The following is a 19,878-nucleotide window of genomic DNA, read 5'->3' as shown; positions in this document are numbered from 1 at the left end:
GGGCCCTCCGTGTTTGTGTGGGGGGCATGACCGTTTCGACTGTCGAATACATCCGGTACCGGATTCCCGAGCAGCAGTCGGCGGAGTTCCTGGCCGCCTACACCCGGGCCGCCGCTCAGCTGGCCGCGGCCCCGCAGTGCGTCGACTACGAACTCGCGCGCTGCGAGGAGGACTTCGAGCACTTCATCCTGCGGATCACCTGGACGTCGACCGAGGACCACATCGAGGGCTTCCGCAAGTCCGACCTCTTCCCCGACTTCCTCGCCGAGATCCGCCCCTACATCGGCAACATCGAGGAGATGCGCCACTACAAGCCGACGACGGTGCGGGGCGCGGGCGCGTCCGTGCCCACGCTCTACGCCTGGGCGGGCGGCGCCGAGGCCTTCTCCCGACTGACCGAGGTCTTCTACGACAAGGTCCTCAAGGACGATCTTCTCGCGCCGCTGTTCGCGGACCTCGCCCCCGAGCACGCCGAGCATGTCGCCCTCTGGCTCGGCGAGGTCTTCGGCGGACCGCCGGAGTACTCCAAGACCCAGGGCGGGCACGGGCACATGGTCGCCAAGCACTTCGGCAAGAACATCACCGAGGTTCAGCGCCGCCGCTGGGTGAACCTCCTCCAGGACGCGGCGGACGATGCGGGGCTGCCGACCGACGCCGAGTTCCGCTCCGCTTTCGTCGCGTACGCGGAGTGGGGGACGCGGTTGGCCGTGTATTTCTCGGGCCCTGATGCGAGCCCTCCGGGGGAGCAGCCGGTGCCCAGGTGGACTTGGGGGGCCGCGCCGCCGTATCAGGGGTGAGGGGAGGCGGCTGGTCGCGCAGTTCCCCGCACCCCTTTGAGGGGCGCGGGGAACTGCGCAGTCTTTTAGGGGGCTGGGGGCGCAGCCCCCAGGGGCGATGGAGGTCCCCCCGCTCGAGCGAAGCCGAGCGTGGGGGAGGGCAGGGGCGGAGGGGGCGAAAAAACCTACGGCGGGGACGCGGCGCCCGCGCGGGTCGCGTCCGTGCCCCAGGACGCCAGCAAGCGCAGCGCCTCCGCCGAGGCGGACCCCGGCTCCGCGTGATACGTGATCAGCACCTGCTCACTGTCGTCCGACAACCGGAACGACTCGAACTGCAAAGCCAGGTCACCCACCAGCGGATGCCGCAGCCGCTTCACGCCGTAGGTCTTCTCCTTGACGTCGTGCGTGGCCCACAGCCGCCGAAAGTCCTCACTCTTCACGGAGAGCTCGCCGACCAGCGCCGAGAGCTGCGGATCGTCGGGATGACAGCCCGCGTCCATGCGCAGAAGACAGACGATGTCGATCGCCTTCTGCTCCCACTCGACGAACAGATCGCGGTACTCGGGCTTCAGGAACACCATCCGCGCCCAGTTCCGCTGCTGCGGCGGGAGCTCCGACCAGTCCCCGAACACGGCCGCGGCCATCCGGTTCCAGACGAGGATGTCCGAGCGCCGCCCGGTGATGTACGCCGGGACGCCGTCCAACGTGTCGAGCAGCTGTCGCAAGGCTCCCCGCACCTGCTGCGGCCGAGCCGTCTGCTTCTTCTTGTGCTGCTTTGGCTTCGCGAGGTGGGTGAGATGCGCGTGCTCGGCGTCGGAGAGCCGCAGCGCGCGGGCGATCGCGTCGAGCACCTCGGGCGACACGTTGCGCCCGTTGCCCTGCTCCAGGCGCGTGTAGTAGGCGACGGACACCCCGGCCAGCTGTGCCAGCTCCTCACGGCGCAGCCCGGGCACCCGGCGGTGCCGCCCGAAGTCCGGCAGCCCGACGTCCTCCGGCTTCAGCCGGGCCCGGCGGGTGCGCAGGAACTCGCTGAGCTCGGCGCGCCGGTCCAGCGGCTGCCCCATTCCGCCCGCGGGACCGGGAGAGGGATGTTCATCCATACGTCCAGTATTCACGGTCGTACGCAGAGAAGCCTGACCCCGCCAGTAGTAGGACCAGCGGACGTACGCAGAACTGTGGCCTGGGTGAATGCTGCGAGCCGGGGCAAGCTGGATCGCGTGCCCGACCGAAGGCAGCCGGGCACAGGACAGACCACTCCTTAGGAGAACCCCCGGCATGACCACTGTTGCTGCGTACGCCGCCCCCGCCGCCAAGGCTCCGCTGGAGCGCACCACCATCGAGCGTCGCGCGGTCGGCGAGTTCGACGTCCTGATCGACATCAAGTTCGCCGGTATCTGCCACTCCGACATCCACCAGGCCCGTGAGGGCTGGGGCGAGGCCATCTTCCCGATGGTGCCGGGCCACGAGATCGCCGGCATCGTCTCCGAGGTCGGCTCAGGTGTCACCAGGTTCAGGGTCGGCGACCGCGTGGGCGTCGGCTGCATGGTCGACTCCTGCCGCGAGTGCGAGAACTGCCAGGCGGGCCTGGAGCAGTACTGCCTGAAGGGCAACGTGGGCACGTACAACGCCGTCGGCAAGGACGGCGAGCCCACCTATGGCGGCTACTCCGAGAAGATCGTCGTGGACGAGAACTTCACCGTCCGCATCCCCGACGGCATCTCCCTCGACGAGGCCGCGCCGCTGCTCTGCGCCGGCATCACCACGTACTCCCCGCTCAAGCACTGGAACGCCGGCCCCGGCAAGAAGGTCGCCGTCCTCGGCATGGGCGGCCTCGGCCACATGGGCGTCAAGATCGCGCACGCGCTGGGTGCCGAGGTCACGGTCCTCTCCCAGTCGCTCCGCAAGAAGGACGACGGCCTGAAGCTGGGCGCCGACCACTACTACGCCACCAGCGACCCGAAGACCTTCGAGGACCTGCGCGGCACCTTCGACCTGATCCTGTCCACGGTCTCGGCCCCGCTGGACCTGGACGCCTATCTGTCCCTCCTCAAGACCGACGGCGCCTTCGTGAACGTGGGCGCGCCCGAGGAGCCCGTCAAGCTCAACCTCTTCTCGGTGATCGGCGGCCGCAAGACCCTCGCGGGCTCCGGCATCGGCGGTATCCGGGAAACCCAGGAGATGCTCGACTTCTGCGCCGAGCACGGCTTCGGCGCCGAGATCGAGCTGATCAGCGCCTCCGAGATCAACGACGCGTACGAGCGCGTACTGGCAAGCGACGTCCGCTACCGCTTCGTGATCGACACCGCCACGATCTAGTTCTTGTGCGCTAGTCCTTGTGCGGAGAGGGCGCCGACGGGTCGTACGGCCGGTCGGCGCCCTCGGCGTTCCCGTCATACGACTCGGGGATCGGCGTCTGCGCGAGTATGTGACCGCCGGGAGGTACGCACGAGGGCTCCGACAATGACTAAGGCAAGGCTTACCTTAGTTTCCTTTCGAAGGGGTCTGGGACCAGGGGGCCGGGATGCCTACTGTGGAAGGACGGAGAAGGAGTCACGAGGACGCACAGCGACGTACAGCTACGTACGGGAGGTTTTCGCGATGTCCGTCGAGTTGAATCACACGATCGTCGCCGCCCACGACAAGATGACCTCGGCCCAGTTCCTTGCGGACATCCTGGGCCTCCAAGTGAGCCCGCAGTACGGCCCGTTCATCCCGGTCCCGATCCCCAACGGCGTCACCCTCGATTACATGGACACGACCGCGACGATCACCCCGCAGCACTACGCCTTCCTCGTCTCGGAGGAGGACTTCGACAAGATCTTCGCCCGCATCCGGGCAGCCGGCCTCACCTACTGGGCGGACCCGGCCCACCGCCGCGTCAACGAGATCAACACCAACGACGGCGGCCGCGGCACCTACTTCGACGACCCGAACGGCCACAACCTGGAGATACTGACACGACCGTATGGAAGCGGCGACGACTGATCGCGTGCTCGGTCACAGACCGCCCGGATATCTGGAGAGCCACTCGGAGTGCCGCTCGCGCAGGCGGTCACGTTCTCCCGCCGTGGCCAGGATGACGTCGGCGCCCCCGTCGTACGGGTGGTGGATGCGCCGGAGTTCCGTGTCGGTGAAGAAGACTTCCGCGAGCTCCTCGTCCGCGACGGCACGCAACAGCGGGTCGAGGCAGCCGCGTTGATAGGTGTGCCGGCTTGCGTACAGGCGCGTGTAGAGGTGGAAGCCCAGGTCGGGGTCGTCCTCGTCCGCCTCGGTCCACCAGCGTGTGCCTTCGGGATGGAGGATCCCCCGCGTCGGGTACCCGGCGGGCCCGGTCGGCGAGGTCGACCAGTCCATGGTCACCGCGAATATGTCCGCGCCGGTGAACAGTTCGTCGAGGATCGTGTTGTACCGGTCCAGCACGATCGCGTACTCGTCCTCGGACTCCGCGTAGCGCTTCGACTCGGGAAGACTGTGGAAGCGCACCCAGCGGTCGGCGTACACACCACGGAACTGGTGGGCGACGGGTGGGCCCGACGGCCACCGTTCTTGCCACAGTGCCCCCAAGGATTCCGGGTCGAAGTCCTGGGCCTGGAAGCGGGCCATGTTCCTGCTTCCTCCTCGATGCCGTCTCGCCGTCCGGCAGGCCACACCGGGCAGGTCGCTCAGGGGCGGGCACTGATCCTTCCAGAACGGCAATGCCGTTGTCCCACCGGAAGAACGAGGGTGCTCGCCGCCTGCCCGGCGGGTGTGACGAGGCGGTATCGCCAACTCCGCGACGCTGCGCGCCAACTGCGCCACGCTCAGTGGCAATACCGCCCAGGTCCAGGGCGGCGGCATCTCGTGCAGCGCCTTCGCCAGTTGCCGCGCGGTCTCCAGGCGCATGTCAGCTCGCTCGCCCTGCTCCAGATTCGGGATCACCGAGAGGGAGACACCGGACTGCTCTGTCGGCTGATGCTCCGTCATGCCGCGTTGCCTACATACCTGCTGGAGCCGCTTGCCGATGTCGGCGCTCGTGCTTCGAGCACGCGGCGACAACCAGAAGTCCGTCCGGGAATCTGTACCTCCTCTTTCAATGACCGCCCGGCTGGTCGGCGTTACCTGGTACTGCGGTGCCATCGGGCGACGTAGCTCGCACTCCGACGCCGTCCCGTACGGAGTGCCAAGTCCGCGGCCGGGCTGCCGTGCACCGGGACCGGCGGCGCCGTTGAACGGTCGCCGCCAGGTCGACCGTCACGCAGCCGCATCGGCGGCCGTCCGTGCATGGGGAATCCGAGCGCAGGGCGCTGCATCGCCGGGTCGGAGTCCATTGCCCACGGCATCCGAACCGGGCGACTGCTGATGACGCTCACTCGGTTGGCGAGGCGATCCCCGTCGGATTGAGCTCCAGCCCGCGGACGGTCGCCTGGTCTCGGCGACGGTTTCGCGGGCCCTGTCCTGGCGGGCACACCACATGCGATTTCCGTCGGCGATCCCGCACGCGGGTGCTGGGCCGGACAACCCCGACAACCAGCCGCCACAAAACCCGGGGCGAACCTCGAGCACATGGACCGGGATGAGGAGGCCGAGGCCGAACTGCGCGTCGCACTGGAGGGCCGCGCCGGCGCCCTTGGCTCCCGATGGCGATCGCGTCCCGCCCGGGGGACATCCGATTGCGGTCGCGGTGACGCCAACTTAGGTTCGAAGAGTCGGATTTTCCCGATAAGGCCGACTTGTGCATTTACGTCGGCTAGTCAGCGATCCATCGAACGGAGCATTCATGTCGGTGATGACCGGTACCCAACCCCTGCAGCAGTTCGGCCAGCAGACGGGTGCCCCGCAACAGCAGATCGCGCAGGTGGTCCAGCAGGCGATCCAGCAGGCGTGTCAGCAGGCGGGCCAGCAGATCGCGCAGCGCATGCAGCAGACGCTGCAGCAGATCCAGCAGGTCCAGCAGCAGCTCCAGCAGCAGGGCATCGCCCACCAGGCGCACCCGTACCTGGCTGTGGCGCTGCAGCACACGCTGCAGCAAGGCGTCCGCAGCGCTGTGGAGCAGTCCGTGCAGCAGGCGCTGCCGACCGCGATCGTGGCGCTGCTCCAGCAGAGCCAGCAGGGCCAGCAGGGCCAGCAGGGCCAGCAGGGCCAGCCGGGCCAGCCGGGCATGCAGGGCCAGCATGGCATGCAGGGCCAGCAGGGCCAGCAGTGGGGCGGCGGCGGGTTCGGCCAGCAGTCGTACGGCCAGCAGTTCCCCCAGTACCAGCAGCCTGGCTTCGGATTCGGCCAGACGACTCAGCCCTTCGGTATCGGCTGACATCTGGGCAGAGCGCGATGCGGTGTGCCCCGGACTCGTTCCCGGGCACACCGCATCACCTTGGAAGCGCGAACTGCCCGTTGCCGGATCCGGAGCACAAGTACGACGTAGGCGTGGTGAAGGTGGACGTAATGGTCAAGGAAAGGCCTGGAAACAACCGCGAGGCCGGCTCCGAGGGTGCGGGGGCAGGCGGGCCGGGACCCGAGGGCAAAGAAACGGGGCCACGCAAGAAGGGCGTGCAGCCACCGCTCACGGTGCAGCCGCGCCGGCAGCGGTACATGGTGGCTCCACTGCCGCAGAATCTGCTCCCACCGGGAGTGCCCGAACTCAGCATGGACGCCGTGTGCGACCGGCTGGACAGGATGCCCGAGGTCAAAGTGACCCGCAGACTCCGGCCGTCGGAGAAGCTCCAGTCGACGGGGCTGCCCCCCTCCTGCCCGGAGATCGCGGTCGTCGAGGCGGCCGAGGCCCAGGTGCCGGCGATGCGGTCGCTGCACGTGCACATTGAGCCGGACCTGCCGCTGTCCGGAACCGGACCCGCCGCCACACCGACCGCAGGGACTCTGCCGCTCCGGGATCCGGGGCTGGTCATGTCGCTGGAGCAACCTGTGGACATCTCGTTGCGTGTCTGCGGCCCGGACGGCGAACCGCTGGCCGGTGCGGGGGTGTTTCTGATCGGGTCGACATGGCCGGGCCAGGGCGTCACCGGGGCCGACGGGACGGTCACCATCACGCTGGCGACGGAAACCGAAGAGTCCGTTCAGTCCCTCTACGTTCGGGCCAAGGGTGGTTACACGGACCGCTGGATCCATCACCCCGAACTGTCGGCGGACCGGGAAAACGTCGTTACCCTCACCCCGTTGACCAAGGTGTATCCCGAGCTGGAGCAGCGGCAGGGGTACGGGTGGGGCCAGCAGGCCATGCGGCTGGACAGGCTGCCCCCCACGTTCCGTGCCTTCGGCGTCACGATCGCGGTCATCGGTTCGGGTGTCAGTGCCGAGCACCCCGATCTGAAGCAGCGGGTGCGCTCCGGGGCCGATCTCGTTCGGGGCACGGACGAGGGCTGGGCGCACGACATGATGGGCAGCGGTACACACGCTGCGGGGATCATCGCCGGGGCGGACACCGGCACGGGCGTCATCGGAATCGCGGTCGACGCCGAGATCGAGGCCTGTCAGGTGATGCCCGACGGGCATTTCAGCGACCTCATCGCCGCCCTGGACCACTGCATTGAACGCGAGGTCGACATCGCCCACATCGCGGTGGCAACTCCGTACCCGTCGGCGCTGGTCTCACGCAAACTCGCCGACGCCAACGCGTCGGGCATTGCCTGCGTCGCCCCGGCGGGCGACACCGGCGGGCCGGTCGCGTTCCCGGGCTCGCTGCCCACCGTGTTCACCGTGGGCGCGCTGGGAGTCTTCGGGTCGTACCCGCAGGAGACCTCCCAAGCCACCCATTCAGGGCCACAGTTGACACCGGAAGGGCTGTTCGCCGCGCCGTTCAGCTGCTACGGCCCCGGTATCGACGCGGCCGCCCCCGGCGTGGCGGTCCTGTCGTGCGCCCCGCAGGGCGGATACGCGGCCCTCGACGGTACCGGCACGGCCTCGGCGCACGTCGCGGGCCTTGCCGCCCTGGTTCTCGCTCACCACGAGGATTTCCACGGCCAGCTGCAGCCCCGCGGACCTGGCCGGGTGCAGCACTTGTTCGAGATCATCGCCGCCAGCTGCCGCCAGCTGGCCGCCCCGGGCACAGTGGAGGCGGCCCACGTCGGACGCGGCTTGCCCGACGCTCTCGTCGCCCTCGGTCTCACCCCCGGAGTGCAGCTCGCTCCGGCCTTGTCGCCCTTCGCCCTGTCCATGATCGGTTAGGCCACCCCTTTCGCAAACCCCACAGAACGGCACCCGCCCCGACGAGGGACGGGTGCCGTTCGGTTTGCCGCGGCGCCTGATCTCCCGGGAGCAGGTCGCTCACGCTTCGGTGGACTTCGCCACACCGATCGGGCAGGAGACGCCCGTCCCCCCGATCCCGCAGTACCCCGCCGGATCTTGTCCAGGTACTGCTGGCGCCTGCCTACGCCAGGGCATCAGGGCCAAGGGAGTGGTATCCGGCAGCGCCACGGACCTGAGCACCACGCTGGCCATCTATCGCGCTCATCGGCCAACCAGCGGGTTCTGACCGCGTATCCGTGAAGGGAGGCCACCGGCGTGGGGTGGGCAACAGGTCGGTGCGCTCCTCGCGGTGGCCGGCGGCCGCAGGGCCGGTTGGACGGGTACGGAATCGCCTGGAACCCTCGCGCGTTGAGGGAGTGGGCAGGGGATGCCGGTGGTGTGCGAGCCGAGTAGCCCGAGTGATCGAGCTGACAGATATTGGAGGGCCACAATGGCTGCGCAGACGCAGAGGGCCGTGCTGGCGGGCGGATGCTTCTGGGGGATGGAGGACCTGATCCGCCGACTCCCCGGCGTGACGGCGACCCGGGTCGGATACACCGGGGGTGACGTGCCGAACGCGACGTACCGTAACCACGGCACCCACGCGGAGGCCATTGAGATCCTTTTCGACCCCGAGAGGACCGACTTCCGCGCGATCCTGGAGTTCTTCTTCCAGATCCACGACCCGAGCACCAAGAACCGCCAGGGCAACGACATCGGCCTCAGCTACCGCTCGGCGATCTACTACGTGGATGACGAGCAGAAGCGGATCGCCGAGGACACGATCGCGGATGTGGACGCCTCCGGACTGTGGCCGGGCAAAGTCGTCACCGAGGTAGAGCCGGTCGGCCCCTTCTGGGAGGCAGAGCCCGAGCATCAGGACTACCTGCAGCGTTACCCGGACGGCTACACCTGCCACTTTCCGCGCCCGGGATGGCGGCTGCCCGCCCGCGCGGAGGGCTGACCGCGAGGTGGCCCGGCGGAAGGCGGAGGCTGACTGGCCGAAGCTCCGCAGCCGGGCCGTGTTTGCTCTTGCGGGGCCGGCGGTGCCCCGCTGTGCATGAAGAGTGCCGACGGCGGGACACAGTCGGGGAAGGGCAGAACAGGGGCCGGTGGGCGACGGGAGGGTCCGACGGACGCCGTTCCCTCCACAGAGCCGCCAGGAGATCAGGAGCTACGGCGGGACTCACCCCTCGGCCGGAGCCACGCCGATCGGGCAGGAAACACCGGTCGGCTCCGGGCGGCCGCGCAGGGCCTGCTCAGGGGTCGGGAGCTGCGGTGTACGGCTGTGCAGGAACATGCGCTCTCCACCGGGTTACGGATTCCGAGGGGGACGTGTAGCTCAAGGCGTGAACCGCCTTCGCCATTCCGGCGCCTCGGTGCGGCGGCCGTCGGTCGCCTCAGTGCGGCAGCGTCGCCGGGCTTCCCCCGTTCGCCTCGTAGCCCGCCACCGCCAGCGCGCGGTATATCGCGTAGTCCGCCGCCGGGTCGCGGGTCAGCGTCCAGGGGAGCGCGCCGACGTGGCCGTCCACGTGCACCAACTGGTCCATCGCCTCGGCCCAGCGCTCGCTGCGGACCAGGAAGAGAACGAGCAGGTGGCGTACGTGGGCCAGCATCGGGTCGTCGGCGCGGGCCGCGTGCACCGCGAAGAGCGCGCCGTGGACCGCCTTGGTCACCACCTCGCTCTGGTAGAAGCTGCGGACCAGATTCACCTCGGGGAGGTGCTCGAAGACCGCGAAGAGCGGCATGGCCGCGAGCAGCGACCCCTGCGGGGCACGCGCGGCCGCGGCCTCCGCGAACGAGTACGCCACCTCGCGCGAGCCGTGCCACTTCTCGCACCAGTAGTGCAGGGCCGCCAGGTGCGCTCCCATGTGGGACGGCGCGCGGTCCAGGATCTTCAGCCAGAGCTTCTCGAACTCCGGCTGGGGGTATCCGAGGCCGCGGGCCACCGACAGCTCGATGATGTACGGGATCGGGTCACCGGGGGAGAGGAGAGCCGCCTCGTCGCAGGCCGCCTTCGCCTCCTCCATGATGATCCGGAACTCGTCCGTCCCCGGCGTCGACGTACGCCATGCCTGCTGCACCAGGAACTCCGCGTGCACCGCCGCGCCGCCCGCGTCCTTGGGCTGCTCGGCACGCCACACCCGCAGCCACTGTCCGCCGGGCATCTCGCTGACCCCGCCGGGGCGCTGCTGCAGCTCCAGCGACGCGGCACCCGCGAAGGCCTGCACCCGCTGCCAGCGTCGCTCGCCGTCCACCTCGGTGCCCGCGAGCAGCTGCGAGGCGGAGCGGTAGTCCTGCGTGCGCTGCACCAGGTCCAGCACGTCCAGCAGGTCCTGGTCCGGGCCGGGCATGCGGATGTCCAGCTCCTCCTGGCGCAGGAACCCGTAGTTCGCCGGGTCCGCCGCGTCCGGGTCGCCGGGCGACACCAGCTGAATACCGGCGCGCCTGCGCCTGAATACCGGCAGCAGGACCAGGCTGAACATGGCCAGCGCCATCAGGACCCAGAGAATCTCCATGCCTCAAGCGAACCAGACTGGTCCGACAATTGGCCAACCTGGTCCCGACGGACCTTTCGCGGCGGCCCCGACCGGGTCGGTCCGGATCCTGCGCGGCGGTTCCAAAGAGGTCGGTCCGGATCCTGCGCGGCGGCTCCAAAGAGGTCGGTCCGGATCCTGCGCGGCGGCCCCAAAGAGATGGGTCCGGATCCTGCCCGGCGGCCCCGACCCGGCCGGTCAGGAACCCCTTGGGCGGCCCCAACGCGGTCGGTCCGGCCCGCTCCGGAGGACATACGCCGTCATCGGCCCCGCGGGCGCACTACGCTCGGGCCCATGAGCGACAGGCACATCAGTCAGCACTTCGAGACCCTCGCGATCCACGCGGGCAACACCGCCGATCCCCTCACCGGCGCGGTCGTCCCGCCGATCTACCAGGTCTCGACCTACAAACAGGACGGCGTCGGCGGGCTGCGCGGCGGTTACGAGTACAGCCGCAGCGCCAACCCCACCAGGACCGCCCTGGAAGAGAACCTCGCCGCCCTCGAAGGCGGCCGCCGCGGCCTCGCGTTCGCGTCCGGACTGGCGGCCGAGGACTGCCTGTTGCGTACGCTGCTCAGCCCCGGCGACCACGTGGTCATCCCGAATGACGCGTACGGCGGTACGTTCCGCCTCTTCGCGAAGGTCGTCTCCCGGTGGGGCGTGGAATGGTCCGTGGCCGACACCAGCGACCCCGACTCGGTACGAGCCGCCCTCACCCCGAAGACCAAGGCCGTCTGGGTCGAGACGCCCTCCAACCCCCTCCTCGGCATCACCGACATCGCCGCGGTCGCGCAGATCGCGCGCGAGGCGGGCGCCAAGCTCGTCGTCGACAACACCTTCGCGACCCCCTACCTCCAGCAGCCGCTCGCGCTCGGCGCGGACGTCGTCGTGCACTCCCTGACCAAGTACATGGGCGGCCACTCGGACGTCGTGGGCGGCGCACTGATCGTCAGCGACCAGGAGCTCGGCGAGGAGCTGGCGTACCACCAGAACGCGATGGGCGCGGTCGCCGGGCCCTTCGACTCCTGGCTGGTGCTGCGCGGCACCAAGACGCTCTCGGTGCGCATGGACCGGCACAGCGAGAACGCCGGCAAGGTCGCCGAGATGCTCACGCGTCACGCGCGCGTGACGCGTGTGCTGTACCCGGGCCTCCCGGAGCACCCCGGTCACGAGATCGCCGCCAAGCAGATGAGGGCGTTCGGCGGCATGGTCTCCTTCCAGGTCGAGGGCGGCGAGGAGGCGGCCGTCGAGGTCTGCAACCGCGCCAAGGTGTTCACGCTCGGCGAGTCCCTGGGCGGCGTCGAGTCCCTGATCGAGCACCCGGGCCGCATGACGCATGCCTCGGCGGCCGGTTCGGCGCTCGAGGTCCCCGCCGATCTCGTACGCCTCTCCGTGGGCATCGAGAACGTCGACGACCTGCTCCAGGACCTCCAGCAGGCCCTCGGTTAAGCCGGGTCACCAGCCCGTCAGCGGTGGAGTCGTCTCCGACGGCGGCTCCACCCACGGGCGGGCCATGCTCGCCCAGACGATGAAGGCGACGGCCGCCGCGAACAGCACCAGCCACATCAGGCGCCGGGCCGCCGTCCTGCGGCGCAGCATGCGCCCGCCACGGCGTACGACGTCCGCGTACAGGTCGGGCGGCACCGGGGGCGGCGCCTGCTCCAGCATCCGCCGTACGGCCGCCTCACGCTCGGGCAGGTTCACGACGGCGCCACCTCCACCCTGGTCGGCGCCGGGCCCCGCGGCGGATGCAGCAGAGTCGCCATCGCACGGGCACAGATCGTGTGCACGCGTTCCGTGGGGAGCCCGAGCAGGGCTGCCGTCTGTTCCTCGGCGACCCCCTCGTACAGCCTGAGGACCAGAATCAGCCGCTCCTGGGGCGTGAGCCGGGCCAGCACGTTGTCGGCAGAGGGGCGCGGCCGCCCGAAGCTCCCGTACTGGTGCCAGGCCGAGCGCGCGAAGCGCACGGCCAGCTGCTGGCGGGCACGGTCGTACGGGTCCTCGCCGCGCAGCCGGTCCCAGGAGGCGTACGTGTGGGCGAGGGCCAGCGTCAGCAGGCGCCGGGCGCGCGGGTTGGCGTCCCGGGGCTCCGCCGTCAGCAGCGTGGCGGCATGCAGCAGCCGCCCTGCCGCGCCCGCGACGAACGCCTCGAACTCCCGGGCTCGGCGGGCGCCTTGGGACGCATGCCGTTCTCGCACCACGCCTCCGGCTGAGGGTGACCCTGAGGGAAACGGGGCCCCGGCCGCGTACGACAGGCCGCACCGCGTACGACAAGGACCCGGTCTCATATGAGGCCAGGCGCCGCCTTCCGGTCAAGAGTCCGACGCACATGCACGCGCGCGTGCAGAGCGGGGAGACCCCGAAACGGCCTACGCGCGGGTACCGACCGGGGACGCGGTGAAGCGCCCCGGGTCGTTCAGGAGGCCGGCTGCGACTCCGCGCCGGGCAGGCCCTGTGCCGCCTGGCGGGCGGAGAGCGCGCTGTTGAAGCGCGTGAGGAGCGTGCAGAACGCCTCGCGCTCCTCCGGCGCCCAGTCGTGTGTCAGCTCAGCCATCAACTGACGCCTGGAGGAGCGCACTTCGTCGAGGCGGGACTGCCCGCGCGGCGACAGCTGGAGCACCACCGCACGCCCGTCCTCGGGGTGCGAGGTGCGCTTGACGAGCCCGGTGTCGACCAGCGGCGCCACCTGCCGGGTGACCGTCGAGGAGTCGATGCCCATGCTCGCGGCGAGCGCCTTGACGCCCATGGGGCCTTCCTTGTCGAGGCGGTTGAGCAGCAGGTACGCGGCACGGTCCATGGAGTTGCGCACCTGCCCCACCCCGCCGAGCCGGGTCTGTTCGGCACGGCGCGCGAAGACCGCGACCTCGTGCTGCAGCGTGTCGAGAAGACCGGTGTCACCGACGGTCGTCATGTCCATCGACATTTCAGGTGTTGTGGGCATGGCCGGGGGCTCAATTCATGCGTGGGGAGCTGGGTTGGGGGACAGGGTACGCGGCCGGGGCGCGGGCCGTACCGGCGCTGCGCAAACCAGTCTCGGAGCGTGGTCACGGCCGGAGTGCGCCCGCGTGAACTGCGAGACTGGTGGTCATGAGCTACAGCACGGCTGACTCCTTGCACAGCGTGACTCTCGACGACGTACGTGGCGCGCAGAAGATGCTCACGGGGGTGGCACGCGTGACCGCGATGGAGGGCAGCAGGTACTTGTCCCAGCTGGTGGGCGCGCCGGTCCACTTCAAGTGCGAGAACCTCCAGCGCACGGGTTCGTTCAAGCTGCGCGGTGCGTATGTGCGGATCGCGGGGCTGCTTCCGGAGGAGCGCGCGGCGGGTGTCGTCGCCGCCAGCGCGGGCAACCACGCCCAGGGCGTCGCCCTGGCCTCCACGCTGCTCGGCGTGCGTTCCACGGTCTTCATGCCGACCGGCGCCCCGCTGCCGAAGGTCGCGGCCACGCGCGACTATGGCGCCGAGGTGAGGCTGCACGGGCAGGTGGTGGACGAGACGCTGGCCGCCGCGCAGGAGTACGCGGCCGAGACGGGCGCCGTGTTCATCCACCCCTTCGACCACCCCGACATCATCGCGGGCCAGGGCACGGTCGGCCTGGAGATCCTGGAGCAGTGCCCCGAGGTGCGCACGATCGTCGTCGGGATCGGCGGCGGCGGGCTGGCCGCGGGCGTCGCCCTCGCGGTGAAGTCGATCCGTCCGGACGTACGGATCGTCGGTGTGCAGGCGGAGGGCGCCGCGGCGTACCCGCCCTCGCTGGCGGCCGGGCGCCCGGTGTCGATCGAGAACCCGGCGACGATGGCAGACGGCATCAAGGTCGGACGGCCGGGCGACGTGCCGTTCCGCCTTGTCGAGGAACTGGTCGACGAGGTCCGCACGGTGTCCGAGAACAATCTCTCCAGCGCTCTGTTGCTCTGCCTGGAGCGCGCCAAGCTGGTCGTCGAGCCGGCCGGCGCGAGCCCCGTCGCGGCGCTGCTGCGCGAGCCCGGAGCCTTCGAGGGCCCGGTCGTGGCCCTGCTGTCGGGCGGAAACGTGGACCCGCTGCTGATGCAGCGCATCCTGCGTCACGGCATGGCGGCGGGCGGCCGTTACTTGGCGGTCACGCTGCGGTTGACCGATCGTCCCGGAGCCCTGGCCACACTTCTCGGGGTGTTGTCAGTGGCAGACGCTAACGTCCTCGATGTGAGTCACGTACGGACCGATCCACGGCTCGGGCTCACGGAGGTGGAGGTCGAGCTGCACCTGGAGACGAAGGGCCCCGAGCACTGCGCCGAGGTGAACCGGGCGCTGCGCGAGGCGGGTTACACGGTCATCGACTGAGGTCACGAGCGCCCTCGTCCCCTGTTGGAAAAATCTGTTGAGCAACGCGATACATCGCGTTACGGTGTGTCTCCCCGGCCATGGAACTGCCGGGCGGACGATGCGTTCGCCCACCGGGCGGTGCGAAACAGTAAAAGTCACACTTTTCGCGAAAATCCCCAACGACGTGGAGAACTCACATGCCAGGCGCCATCTATGCCGAAGGCCTGGTCAAGACCTTCGGTGACGTAAAGGCTCTGGACGGCGTCGATCTCGATGTCCCGGAGGGCACCGTGCTGGGCCTGCTCGGGCCGAACGGCGCGGGAAAGACGACCGCGGTCCGCTGTCTGACGACCCTGCTCCGCCCTGACAGCGGCAAGGCCGTCGTCGCAGGCGTCGACGTACTCAAACACCCCGACGCGGTACGGCGCAGGGTCGGCCTCTCCGGACAGTTCGCCGCGGTCGACGAGTACCTGACCGGCCGCGAGAACCTGCAGATGGTCGGCCAGCTCTACCAGATGAAGGCCAAGGCCGCCAAGGTACGGGCGGACGAGCTGCTGGAGCAGTTCAACCTCGCGGACGCCGCGGACCGTACCGCGAAGACGTACTCGGGCGGTATGCGCCGCCGGCTCGACCTGGCGGCCGCCCTGGTCGTGTCACCTCCGGTGATGTTCATGGACGAGCCGACGACCGGCCTGGACCCGCGCAACCGCCAGCAGCTGTGGGATGTCATCAAGGAGCTGGTCTCCGGTGGCACGACACTGCTGCTGACCACCCAGTACCTGGAAGAGGCCGACCACCTCGCGCACGACATCTGCGTGGTCGACCACGGCCGTGTCATCGCCCGCGGCACCGCCGACCAGCTCAAGGCGCAGACCGGCGGCGAGCGCGTCGAGGTCGTCGTGCACGAGCGCGAGCACATAGCGACCGCTTCCGAGGTGCTGCGCGGCTTCGGCAAGGGCGAGACCACGGTCGAGGAGCACACCCGCAAGCTCACCGTGCCCGTCACCGGCGGCGCGAAGCTGCTCGCGGAGGTCATCCGCGAGCTGGACACCCGTGGCATCGAGATCGACGACATCGGCCTGCGCCGCCCCACCCTGGACGACGTCTTCCTCTCGCTCACCGGCCATGTGGCCGAGGAGCGGGAAGAGGGCAACGGAGTGGCGGACGACACCAAGGGCCGTAAGCGCAAGAAGGAGGTCGGCAAGTGAGTGCCGTGACCGATGCCGTGCAGGTCGCGGCGCCCTCGAACCCGATCGGCCAGTCCGTCCGCGACTCGCTGGTCGTTGCCAAGCGCAATCTGATCAGGATGTCCCGGATTCCGGAGATGGTGATCTTCGGACTGATCCAGCCGATCATGTTCGTGGTGCTGTTCAGCTATGTCTTCGGCGGCTCCATGATGATCGGTGGCAGCACCAGCCCCGTCGACTACCGCAACTTCCTGATGGCGGGCATCTTCGCGCAGACCGTCACCTTCGCCACCGCGGGCGCCGGCGCGGGCATCGCCGACGACATGCACAAGGGCCTGATCGACCGCTTCCGCTCGCTGCCCATGGCGCGCGGCGCGGTACTGACCGGGCGCACGCTCGCCGACCTCGTGCAGACCGCCCTGACCCTGCTGGTCCTCGCGGTGGTCGCCCTGCTGGTCGGCTGGCGGGTCGGCTCGTACGGCGACACCAATGCGGGCAAGGTGCTGGGTGCCTTCGGGCTGCTGCTTCTGGCCGGGTACGCGTTCACCTGGATCGGTGCCCTCATCGGCCTCTCCGTGCGCACACCCGAGGCGGCCACCTCCGGCGGGTTGATCTGGCTCTTCCCGGTCACGTTCATCTCGAACGCGTTCGTGGACTCCGGCAACATGACGCCTTGGCTGCGGCACATCGCGGACTGGAACCCCTTCAGCGCCACCGTGCAGGCCTGTCGGGTGCTCTTCGCCAACCCTGGGCAGTCGAAGTCCGACGCCTGGCCCATGCAGCACTCGATCCTGGCCTCGGTGATCTACTCGATCCTGATCATCCTGATATTCAGGACGCTGGCGGTGCGCAAGTACCGGTCCGCCACGGCCTGACCCGGGCATGACGATGCCCCCGGCCACGCGGCCGGGGGCATCGCCGTAGTCGCTGGTCCTGGGCTCAGCCCTGGTACGGCTCGGCCTTGAGGATCTTCACCGAGGCGAACTTGCCGTTCGGCAGTTCGTACTGGGCGTCCTCGCCGACCTTCTTGCCGTTCACACCGGAGCCCAGCGGGGACTGCGGCGAGTACGTCTCGATGTCAGAGCTGGCGTACTCGCGCGAGGCCAGCAGGAAGTCCAGGGTGTCGTCCTCGTCGCCGTCGAAGGCGATGGTGACGACCATGCCCGGCGCGACCACACCGTCCGCCGCGGGAGACTCGCCGACCTTGGCGTTCTCCAGGAGCTGGGTCAGCTGGCGCACACGGAGCTCCTGCTTGCCCTGCTCCTCCTTGGCCGCGTGGTACCCGCCGTTCTCGCGCAGGTCCCCCTCCTCGCGCGCGGCCGCGATCTTGGCGGCGATCTCCGTGCGCGCAGGACCAGACAGGTACTCCAGCTCGGCCCTGAGCTGGTTGTACGCCTCCTGGGTCAGCCAGGTGACGTTCTCGCTGGTCTGGGTCACAGGTGCTCCTCGTAGGTACTGGGAATACAAAGCATCGCCCTACCCAGAAGAATGTTCCTTCACGGGTGGGCGAAACCACGAGCCTAACAATTCAGCGGCTCAAGGGGGAGGACATAAGGCATCAGAATTACGTCAATGCAGGTCAGCGGGTAGGAGCTGAGAGTGATCCCGACCCGTGTCGGTGCCCGCGTCAGCGCCTGTGCCCCTGCCCATGCTGGTTCGCTCAGTCCGCGTGACAGCCGAGCAGCTCCGCCGTGGAGCCGCGGGCCGTCGTACGCAGGGTAACCACCTTGTCGATGCGTGAGGAGTCCTCGTCGAAACGGAAGTCCGCGCGACCCACCTCGGCGCCGTCGGCGTTCTGCGAGCGCAGGGTGCAGTAGCCGTGGGCGTCCGCGTCCTTGCGCACCTCCAGGTGCACCTCGACGGCGCTGTCCGAGGCCGCCTTGAAAGTGATCACTTCGGCGCTGATCTTGTTGCCGACGACATACTGGAACCCGAACCAGCCGACCAGGGCAAGCAGGGCGACGCCCAGTACAGCTCCGATGACCTTGAGTTTCCGGTCGGCGCGCTCGTCCGCGGAGCGGCCGTACCGGCCCTCGGGCAGCTGCGTGCTCGCCGTACTCATGATCGTCCTCTCGGCCGGCCGGGACCAATGTCCTGGAAGGGGCCCGGAGACCGGGCTCTGGAATTATTGGCCCCCCGATTCCGTCACTATAGAAGCCGCCCATCGCGCTGTTTCACGCCGGGCGCCGACAGCCGACCTACGAGGCGACAGCCGACTGACCGAGGATTGTGTCTTGACTGACCAGCTGCGACTGATGGCCGTGCACGCCCACCCCGACGACGAGTCGAGCAAGGGCGCGGCCACCATGGCGAAGTACGTGTCCGAGGGGGTGGACGTGCTGGTGGTGACCTGCACGGGCGGGGAGCGCGGCTCCATCCTCAATCCGAAACTTCAGGGCGACAAGTACATCGAGGAGCACATCCACGAGGTACGCAAGAAGGAGATGGACGAGGCCCGCGAGATCCTCGGGATCAAGCAGGAGTGGCTCGGCTTCGTCGACTCGGGCCTGCCCGAGGGCGACCCGCTGCCCCCGCTCCCCGAGGGCTGTTTCGCCCTGGAAGACGTCGACAAGGCGGCCGGTGAGCTGGTCAAGCAGATCCGCTCCTTCCGCCCGCAGGTGATCACCACGTACGACGAGAACGGTGGCTACCCGCACCCCGACCACATCATGACCCACAAGATCTCGATGGTGGCGTTCGAGGGCGCGGCGGACACCGAGAAATACCCGGAGTCCGAGTTCGGCCCGGCGTTCCAGCCGCAGAAGCTCTACTACAACCAGGGCTTCAACCGCCCGCGGACCGAAGCTCTGCACAATGCCCTCCTCGACCGCGGCCTGGAGTCGCCGTACGGGGAGTGGCTGAAGCGCTGGTCGGAGTTCGAGCGCACCGAGCGCACGCTGACCACGCACGTTCCGTGCGCGGACTTCTTCGAGATCCGGGACAAGGCGCTGATCGCGCACGCCACACAGATCGACCCCGACGGCGGCTGGTTCAAGGTCCCCATGGAGATCCAGAAGGAGGTCTGGCCGACCGAGGAGTACGAGCTCGCCAAGTCCTTCGTCGATACCTCCCTCCCCGAGGACGACCTCTTTGCGGGCATCCGCGACAATGCCTGACATGAGCGCAAGCCTGGCACTGACACAGCTCGTCCCCCTCGCCAAGGAGGTCGACCAGAACAAGGTCACCCCCGGCGTCCTCGGCTTCATCGTCTTCGCGGTGATGGCCCTGGCGGTGTGGGGGCTGATGAAGTCCATGAACCGGCACATGGGCAAGGTCACCTTCGAGGAGGACCCGCAGAAGGACGTGGCGGCCTCCGGCCCGACCGGCAAGGCCACCGGCGCCGGGTCCGCCCAGGGCGGGAAGGCTTCGCCCGCGAAGGGCTGAGCCTGCCCCCTGCGAGTGCGCAGCACTCAACAGGAGCGGGCCCGCCAGGGGCGGGGCAGGGACAGCAGCAGGTGCGCGGACTCCGGCCGCGGATGGCCGGAGTGCGCGCCCGCCGCGCCGTTCCAGCGGACGTGCATCTCGCTCGCGTCGAGCCGATGCGGCGGTGATTGCGGGCGTCGCGCGGATACGGCTACGCGGCGCACCGCGTCCGGAGGTCTGGACGTGACGGTGCACCGCGTCTGGACGTCTGGACGTGACGGTGCACCGCGTCTGGACGTCTGGACGTGACGGTGCACCGCGTCCGGACCTCCGGACGCCGCGACACACCGCGTCCGGACCTTCGCACGTGTCGCGCCCACCCCTACCGGGGCGCCCGGGAGACCCCTGTCGCCGCCCCTGTCGGCCGCCTCCCTCCGCGAGGGCCGCGCATGCCCGGCGGGGATCCGCGGCAGCCTTGTCTCCGCGTGGGCGGCGCCGCCC

General features: G+C 69.3%; 20 protein-coding genes and 2 pseudogenes. 11 read left to right on the top strand and 11 right to left on the bottom strand.

Features of this window, described 5'->3' with window-relative positions; genetic code table 11:
- Positions 1-26 precede the first annotated feature (26 nt).
- Positions 27-797 carry a globin domain-containing protein gene (locus ACZ4RZ_RS02540; protein WP_467741261.1) on the top strand — a complete coding sequence of 257 codons (771 nt, stop codon included), beginning with the start codon at positions 27-29 and terminating at the stop codon, positions 795-797.
- 164 nt (positions 798-961) lie between these two features.
- On the opposite strand, the gene ACZ4RZ_RS02535 is transcribed toward ACZ4RZ_RS02540, so the two are convergent.
- A complete protein-coding gene (locus ACZ4RZ_RS02535) occupies positions 962-1,876 on the bottom strand; it encodes a helix-turn-helix transcriptional regulator (protein WP_467741259.1) in 915 nt (304 codons plus the stop codon).
- A 175-nt stretch (positions 1,877-2,051) separates the two neighbouring features.
- On the opposite strand from ACZ4RZ_RS02535, the gene ACZ4RZ_RS02530 reads away from it, so the two are divergent.
- On the top strand, positions 2,052-3,092 hold the full coding sequence (locus ACZ4RZ_RS02530; protein WP_467741258.1) for an NAD(P)-dependent alcohol dehydrogenase: 1,041 nt from the start codon (positions 2,052-2,054) through the stop codon (positions 3,090-3,092).
- 282 nt (positions 3,093-3,374) lie between these two features.
- Positions 3,375-3,761 carry a VOC family protein gene (locus ACZ4RZ_RS02525; RefSeq protein ID WP_467741256.1) on the top strand — a complete coding sequence of 129 codons (387 nt, stop codon included), beginning with the start codon at positions 3,375-3,377 and terminating at the stop codon, positions 3,759-3,761.
- A 12-nt stretch (positions 3,762-3,773) separates the two neighbouring features.
- Here the strand turns inward: ACZ4RZ_RS02525 and ACZ4RZ_RS02520 are convergent, their stop codons facing one another.
- A complete protein-coding gene (locus tag ACZ4RZ_RS02520; RefSeq protein WP_467741254.1) occupies positions 3,774-4,739 on the bottom strand; it encodes a DUF3885 domain-containing protein in 966 nt (321 codons plus the stop codon).
- A gap of 763 nt (positions 4,740-5,502) precedes the next feature.
- A complete protein-coding gene (locus ACZ4RZ_RS02515; protein WP_467741252.1) occupies positions 5,503-6,066 on the bottom strand; it encodes a hypothetical protein in 564 nt (187 codons plus the stop codon).
- A 128-nt stretch (positions 6,067-6,194) separates the two neighbouring features.
- On the opposite strand from ACZ4RZ_RS02515, the gene ACZ4RZ_RS02510 reads away from it, so the two are divergent.
- Entirely contained in the window at positions 6,195-7,931 is a 1,737-nt protein-coding gene (locus ACZ4RZ_RS02510; RefSeq protein WP_467741250.1) for a S8 family serine peptidase, read from the top strand.
- A 99-nt stretch (positions 7,932-8,030) separates the two neighbouring features.
- On the opposite strand, the pseudogene ACZ4RZ_RS02505 reads toward ACZ4RZ_RS02510, so the two are convergent.
- Positions 8,031-8,128: pseudogene (locus tag ACZ4RZ_RS02505) on the bottom strand (peptide-methionine (S)-S-oxide reductase MsrA); the annotation flags it as partial.
- A 314-nt stretch (positions 8,129-8,442) separates the two neighbouring features.
- On the opposite strand from ACZ4RZ_RS02505, the gene msrA reads away from it, so the two are divergent.
- Positions 8,443-8,955 (top strand): peptide-methionine (S)-S-oxide reductase MsrA, encoded by a 513-nt coding sequence (gene msrA / locus ACZ4RZ_RS02500; protein ID WP_329570841.1) that lies wholly within the window; start codon positions 8,443-8,445, stop codon positions 8,953-8,955.
- 267 nt (positions 8,956-9,222) lie between these two features.
- On the opposite strand, the pseudogene ACZ4RZ_RS02495 reads toward msrA, so the two are convergent.
- A pseudogene (locus tag ACZ4RZ_RS02495) lies at positions 9,223-9,291 on the bottom strand (peptide-methionine (S)-S-oxide reductase MsrA); the annotation flags it as partial.
- A 100-nt stretch (positions 9,292-9,391) separates the two neighbouring features.
- Positions 9,392-10,510: a hypothetical protein gene (locus ACZ4RZ_RS02490; RefSeq protein WP_467741248.1), complete on the bottom strand. Its 1,119-nt coding sequence runs from the start codon at positions 10,508-10,510 to the stop codon at positions 9,392-9,394.
- 312 nt (positions 10,511-10,822) lie between these two features.
- Here ACZ4RZ_RS02490 and ACZ4RZ_RS02485 point away from each other — a divergent pair, with 312 nt between their 5' ends.
- Positions 10,823-11,977: a cystathionine gamma-synthase gene (locus ACZ4RZ_RS02485; protein WP_399089137.1), complete on the top strand. Its 1,155-nt coding sequence runs from the start codon at positions 10,823-10,825 to the stop codon at positions 11,975-11,977.
- Positions 11,978-11,983: 6 nt separating this feature from the next.
- Here the strand turns inward: ACZ4RZ_RS02485 and ACZ4RZ_RS02480 are convergent, their stop codons facing one another.
- The 3 genes from ACZ4RZ_RS02480 to ACZ4RZ_RS02470 all read right to left on the bottom strand — a co-directional run bounded on the left by ACZ4RZ_RS02480 (position 11,984) and on the right by ACZ4RZ_RS02470 (position 13,451).
- Positions 11,984-12,232: a hypothetical protein gene (locus ACZ4RZ_RS02480; protein ID WP_467741245.1), complete on the bottom strand. Its 249-nt coding sequence runs from the start codon at positions 12,230-12,232 to the stop codon at positions 11,984-11,986.
- A complete protein-coding gene (locus ACZ4RZ_RS02475; RefSeq protein WP_399089131.1) occupies positions 12,229-12,726 on the bottom strand; it encodes a sigma factor-like helix-turn-helix DNA-binding protein in 498 nt (165 codons plus the stop codon). Before ACZ4RZ_RS02475 ends, ACZ4RZ_RS02480 begins: the two co-directional genes overlap by 4 nt.
- A gap of 218 nt (positions 12,727-12,944) precedes the next feature.
- Positions 12,945-13,451, bottom strand: a complete 507-nt coding sequence (locus tag ACZ4RZ_RS02470; protein WP_467741243.1) for a MarR family winged helix-turn-helix transcriptional regulator — start codon at positions 13,449-13,451, stop codon at positions 12,945-12,947.
- Positions 13,452-13,615: 164 nt separating this feature from the next.
- Here ACZ4RZ_RS02470 and ilvA point away from each other — a divergent pair, with 164 nt between their 5' ends.
- From ilvA to ACZ4RZ_RS02455, 3 genes are all read left to right on the top strand, one after another.
- Positions 13,616-14,845, top strand: coding sequence for a threonine ammonia-lyase (ilvA, locus tag ACZ4RZ_RS02465; protein ID WP_467741242.1), 1,230 nt, complete (start codon positions 13,616-13,618; stop codon positions 14,843-14,845).
- Between the two features lie 179 nt (positions 14,846-15,024).
- Complete coding sequence (locus ACZ4RZ_RS02460; RefSeq protein ID WP_467741240.1) at positions 15,025-16,035, top strand: ATP-binding cassette domain-containing protein; 1,011 nt, start codon at positions 15,025-15,027, stop codon at positions 16,033-16,035.
- Positions 16,032-16,889: an ABC transporter permease gene (locus ACZ4RZ_RS02455; RefSeq protein ID WP_467741238.1), complete on the top strand. Its 858-nt coding sequence runs from the start codon at positions 16,032-16,034 to the stop codon at positions 16,887-16,889. Before ACZ4RZ_RS02460 ends, ACZ4RZ_RS02455 begins: the two co-directional genes overlap by 4 nt.
- Positions 16,890-16,953: 64 nt before the next feature.
- Here ACZ4RZ_RS02455 and greA read toward each other — a convergent pair whose 3' ends face one another.
- Positions 16,954-17,451, bottom strand: a complete 498-nt coding sequence (gene greA / locus ACZ4RZ_RS02450; RefSeq protein ID WP_467741236.1) for a transcription elongation factor GreA — start codon at positions 17,449-17,451, stop codon at positions 16,954-16,956.
- Positions 17,452-17,674: 223 nt separating this feature from the next.
- Entirely contained in the window at positions 17,675-18,076 is a 402-nt protein-coding gene (locus ACZ4RZ_RS02445) for a DUF4307 domain-containing protein (protein ID WP_467741234.1), read from the bottom strand.
- A 193-nt stretch (positions 18,077-18,269) separates the two neighbouring features.
- Between ACZ4RZ_RS02445 and mca the strand changes: the two genes are divergently transcribed.
- Together mca and ACZ4RZ_RS02435 are read left to right on the top strand one after the other, a co-directional pair.
- Complete coding sequence (mca, locus tag ACZ4RZ_RS02440) at positions 18,270-19,130, top strand: mycothiol conjugate amidase Mca (protein WP_467741939.1); 861 nt, start codon at positions 18,270-18,272, stop codon at positions 19,128-19,130.
- Between the two features lies 1 nt (position 19,131).
- Positions 19,132-19,398, top strand: a complete 267-nt coding sequence (locus ACZ4RZ_RS02435; RefSeq protein ID WP_467741232.1) for a hypothetical protein — start codon at positions 19,132-19,134, stop codon at positions 19,396-19,398.
- Positions 19,399-19,878 lie beyond the last annotated feature (480 nt).

Source organism: Streptomyces sp. NPDC027189, assembly GCF_055566975.1.
This window is presented reverse-complemented; position numbering and strand designations above follow the sequence as displayed.

Bases quoted from the DNA above. Each gene is read 5' to 3' on its own strand.
- ACZ4RZ_RS02445 (WP_467741234.1), bottom strand. From the start codon at position 18,076: ATGAGTACGGCGAGCACGCAGCTGCCCGAGGGCCGGTACGGCCGCTCC.
- ACZ4RZ_RS02530 (WP_467741258.1), top strand. From the start codon at position 2,052: ATGACCACTGTTGCTGCGTACGCCGCCCCCGCCGCCAAGGCTCCGCTG.
- ACZ4RZ_RS02485 (WP_399089137.1), top strand. From the start codon at position 10,823: ATGAGCGACAGGCACATCAGTCAGCACTTCGAGACCCTCGCGATCCAC.
- ACZ4RZ_RS02435 (WP_467741232.1), top strand. From the start codon at position 19,132: ATGAGCGCAAGCCTGGCACTGACACAGCTCGTCCCCCTCGCCAAGGAG.
- ACZ4RZ_RS02515 (WP_467741252.1), bottom strand. From the start codon at position 6,066: ATGTCAGCCGATACCGAAGGGCTGAGTCGTCTGGCCGAATCCGAAGCC.
- ACZ4RZ_RS02460 (WP_467741240.1), top strand. From the start codon at position 15,025: ATGCCAGGCGCCATCTATGCCGAAGGCCTGGTCAAGACCTTCGGTGAC.
- msrA (WP_329570841.1), top strand. From the start codon at position 8,443: ATGGCTGCGCAGACGCAGAGGGCCGTGCTGGCGGGCGGATGCTTCTGG.
- ACZ4RZ_RS02520 (WP_467741254.1), bottom strand. From the start codon at position 4,739: ATGACGGAGCATCAGCCGACAGAGCAGTCCGGTGTCTCCCTCTCGGTG.
- ACZ4RZ_RS02510 (WP_467741250.1), top strand. From the start codon at position 6,195: ATGGTCAAGGAAAGGCCTGGAAACAACCGCGAGGCCGGCTCCGAGGGT.
- ACZ4RZ_RS02535 (WP_467741259.1), bottom strand. From the start codon at position 1,876: ATGGATGAACATCCCTCTCCCGGTCCCGCGGGCGGAATGGGGCAGCCG.
- ACZ4RZ_RS02470 (WP_467741243.1), bottom strand. From the start codon at position 13,451: ATGTCGATGGACATGACGACCGTCGGTGACACCGGTCTTCTCGACACG.
- mca (WP_467741939.1), top strand. From the start codon at position 18,270: ATGGCCGTGCACGCCCACCCCGACGACGAGTCGAGCAAGGGCGCGGCC.
- ACZ4RZ_RS02525 (WP_467741256.1), top strand. From the start codon at position 3,375: ATGTCCGTCGAGTTGAATCACACGATCGTCGCCGCCCACGACAAGATG.
- ilvA (WP_467741242.1), top strand. From the start codon at position 13,616: ATGAGCTACAGCACGGCTGACTCCTTGCACAGCGTGACTCTCGACGAC.
- ACZ4RZ_RS02540 (WP_467741261.1), top strand. From the start codon at position 27: ATGACCGTTTCGACTGTCGAATACATCCGGTACCGGATTCCCGAGCAG.
- ACZ4RZ_RS02490 (WP_467741248.1), bottom strand. From the start codon at position 10,510: ATGGAGATTCTCTGGGTCCTGATGGCGCTGGCCATGTTCAGCCTGGTC.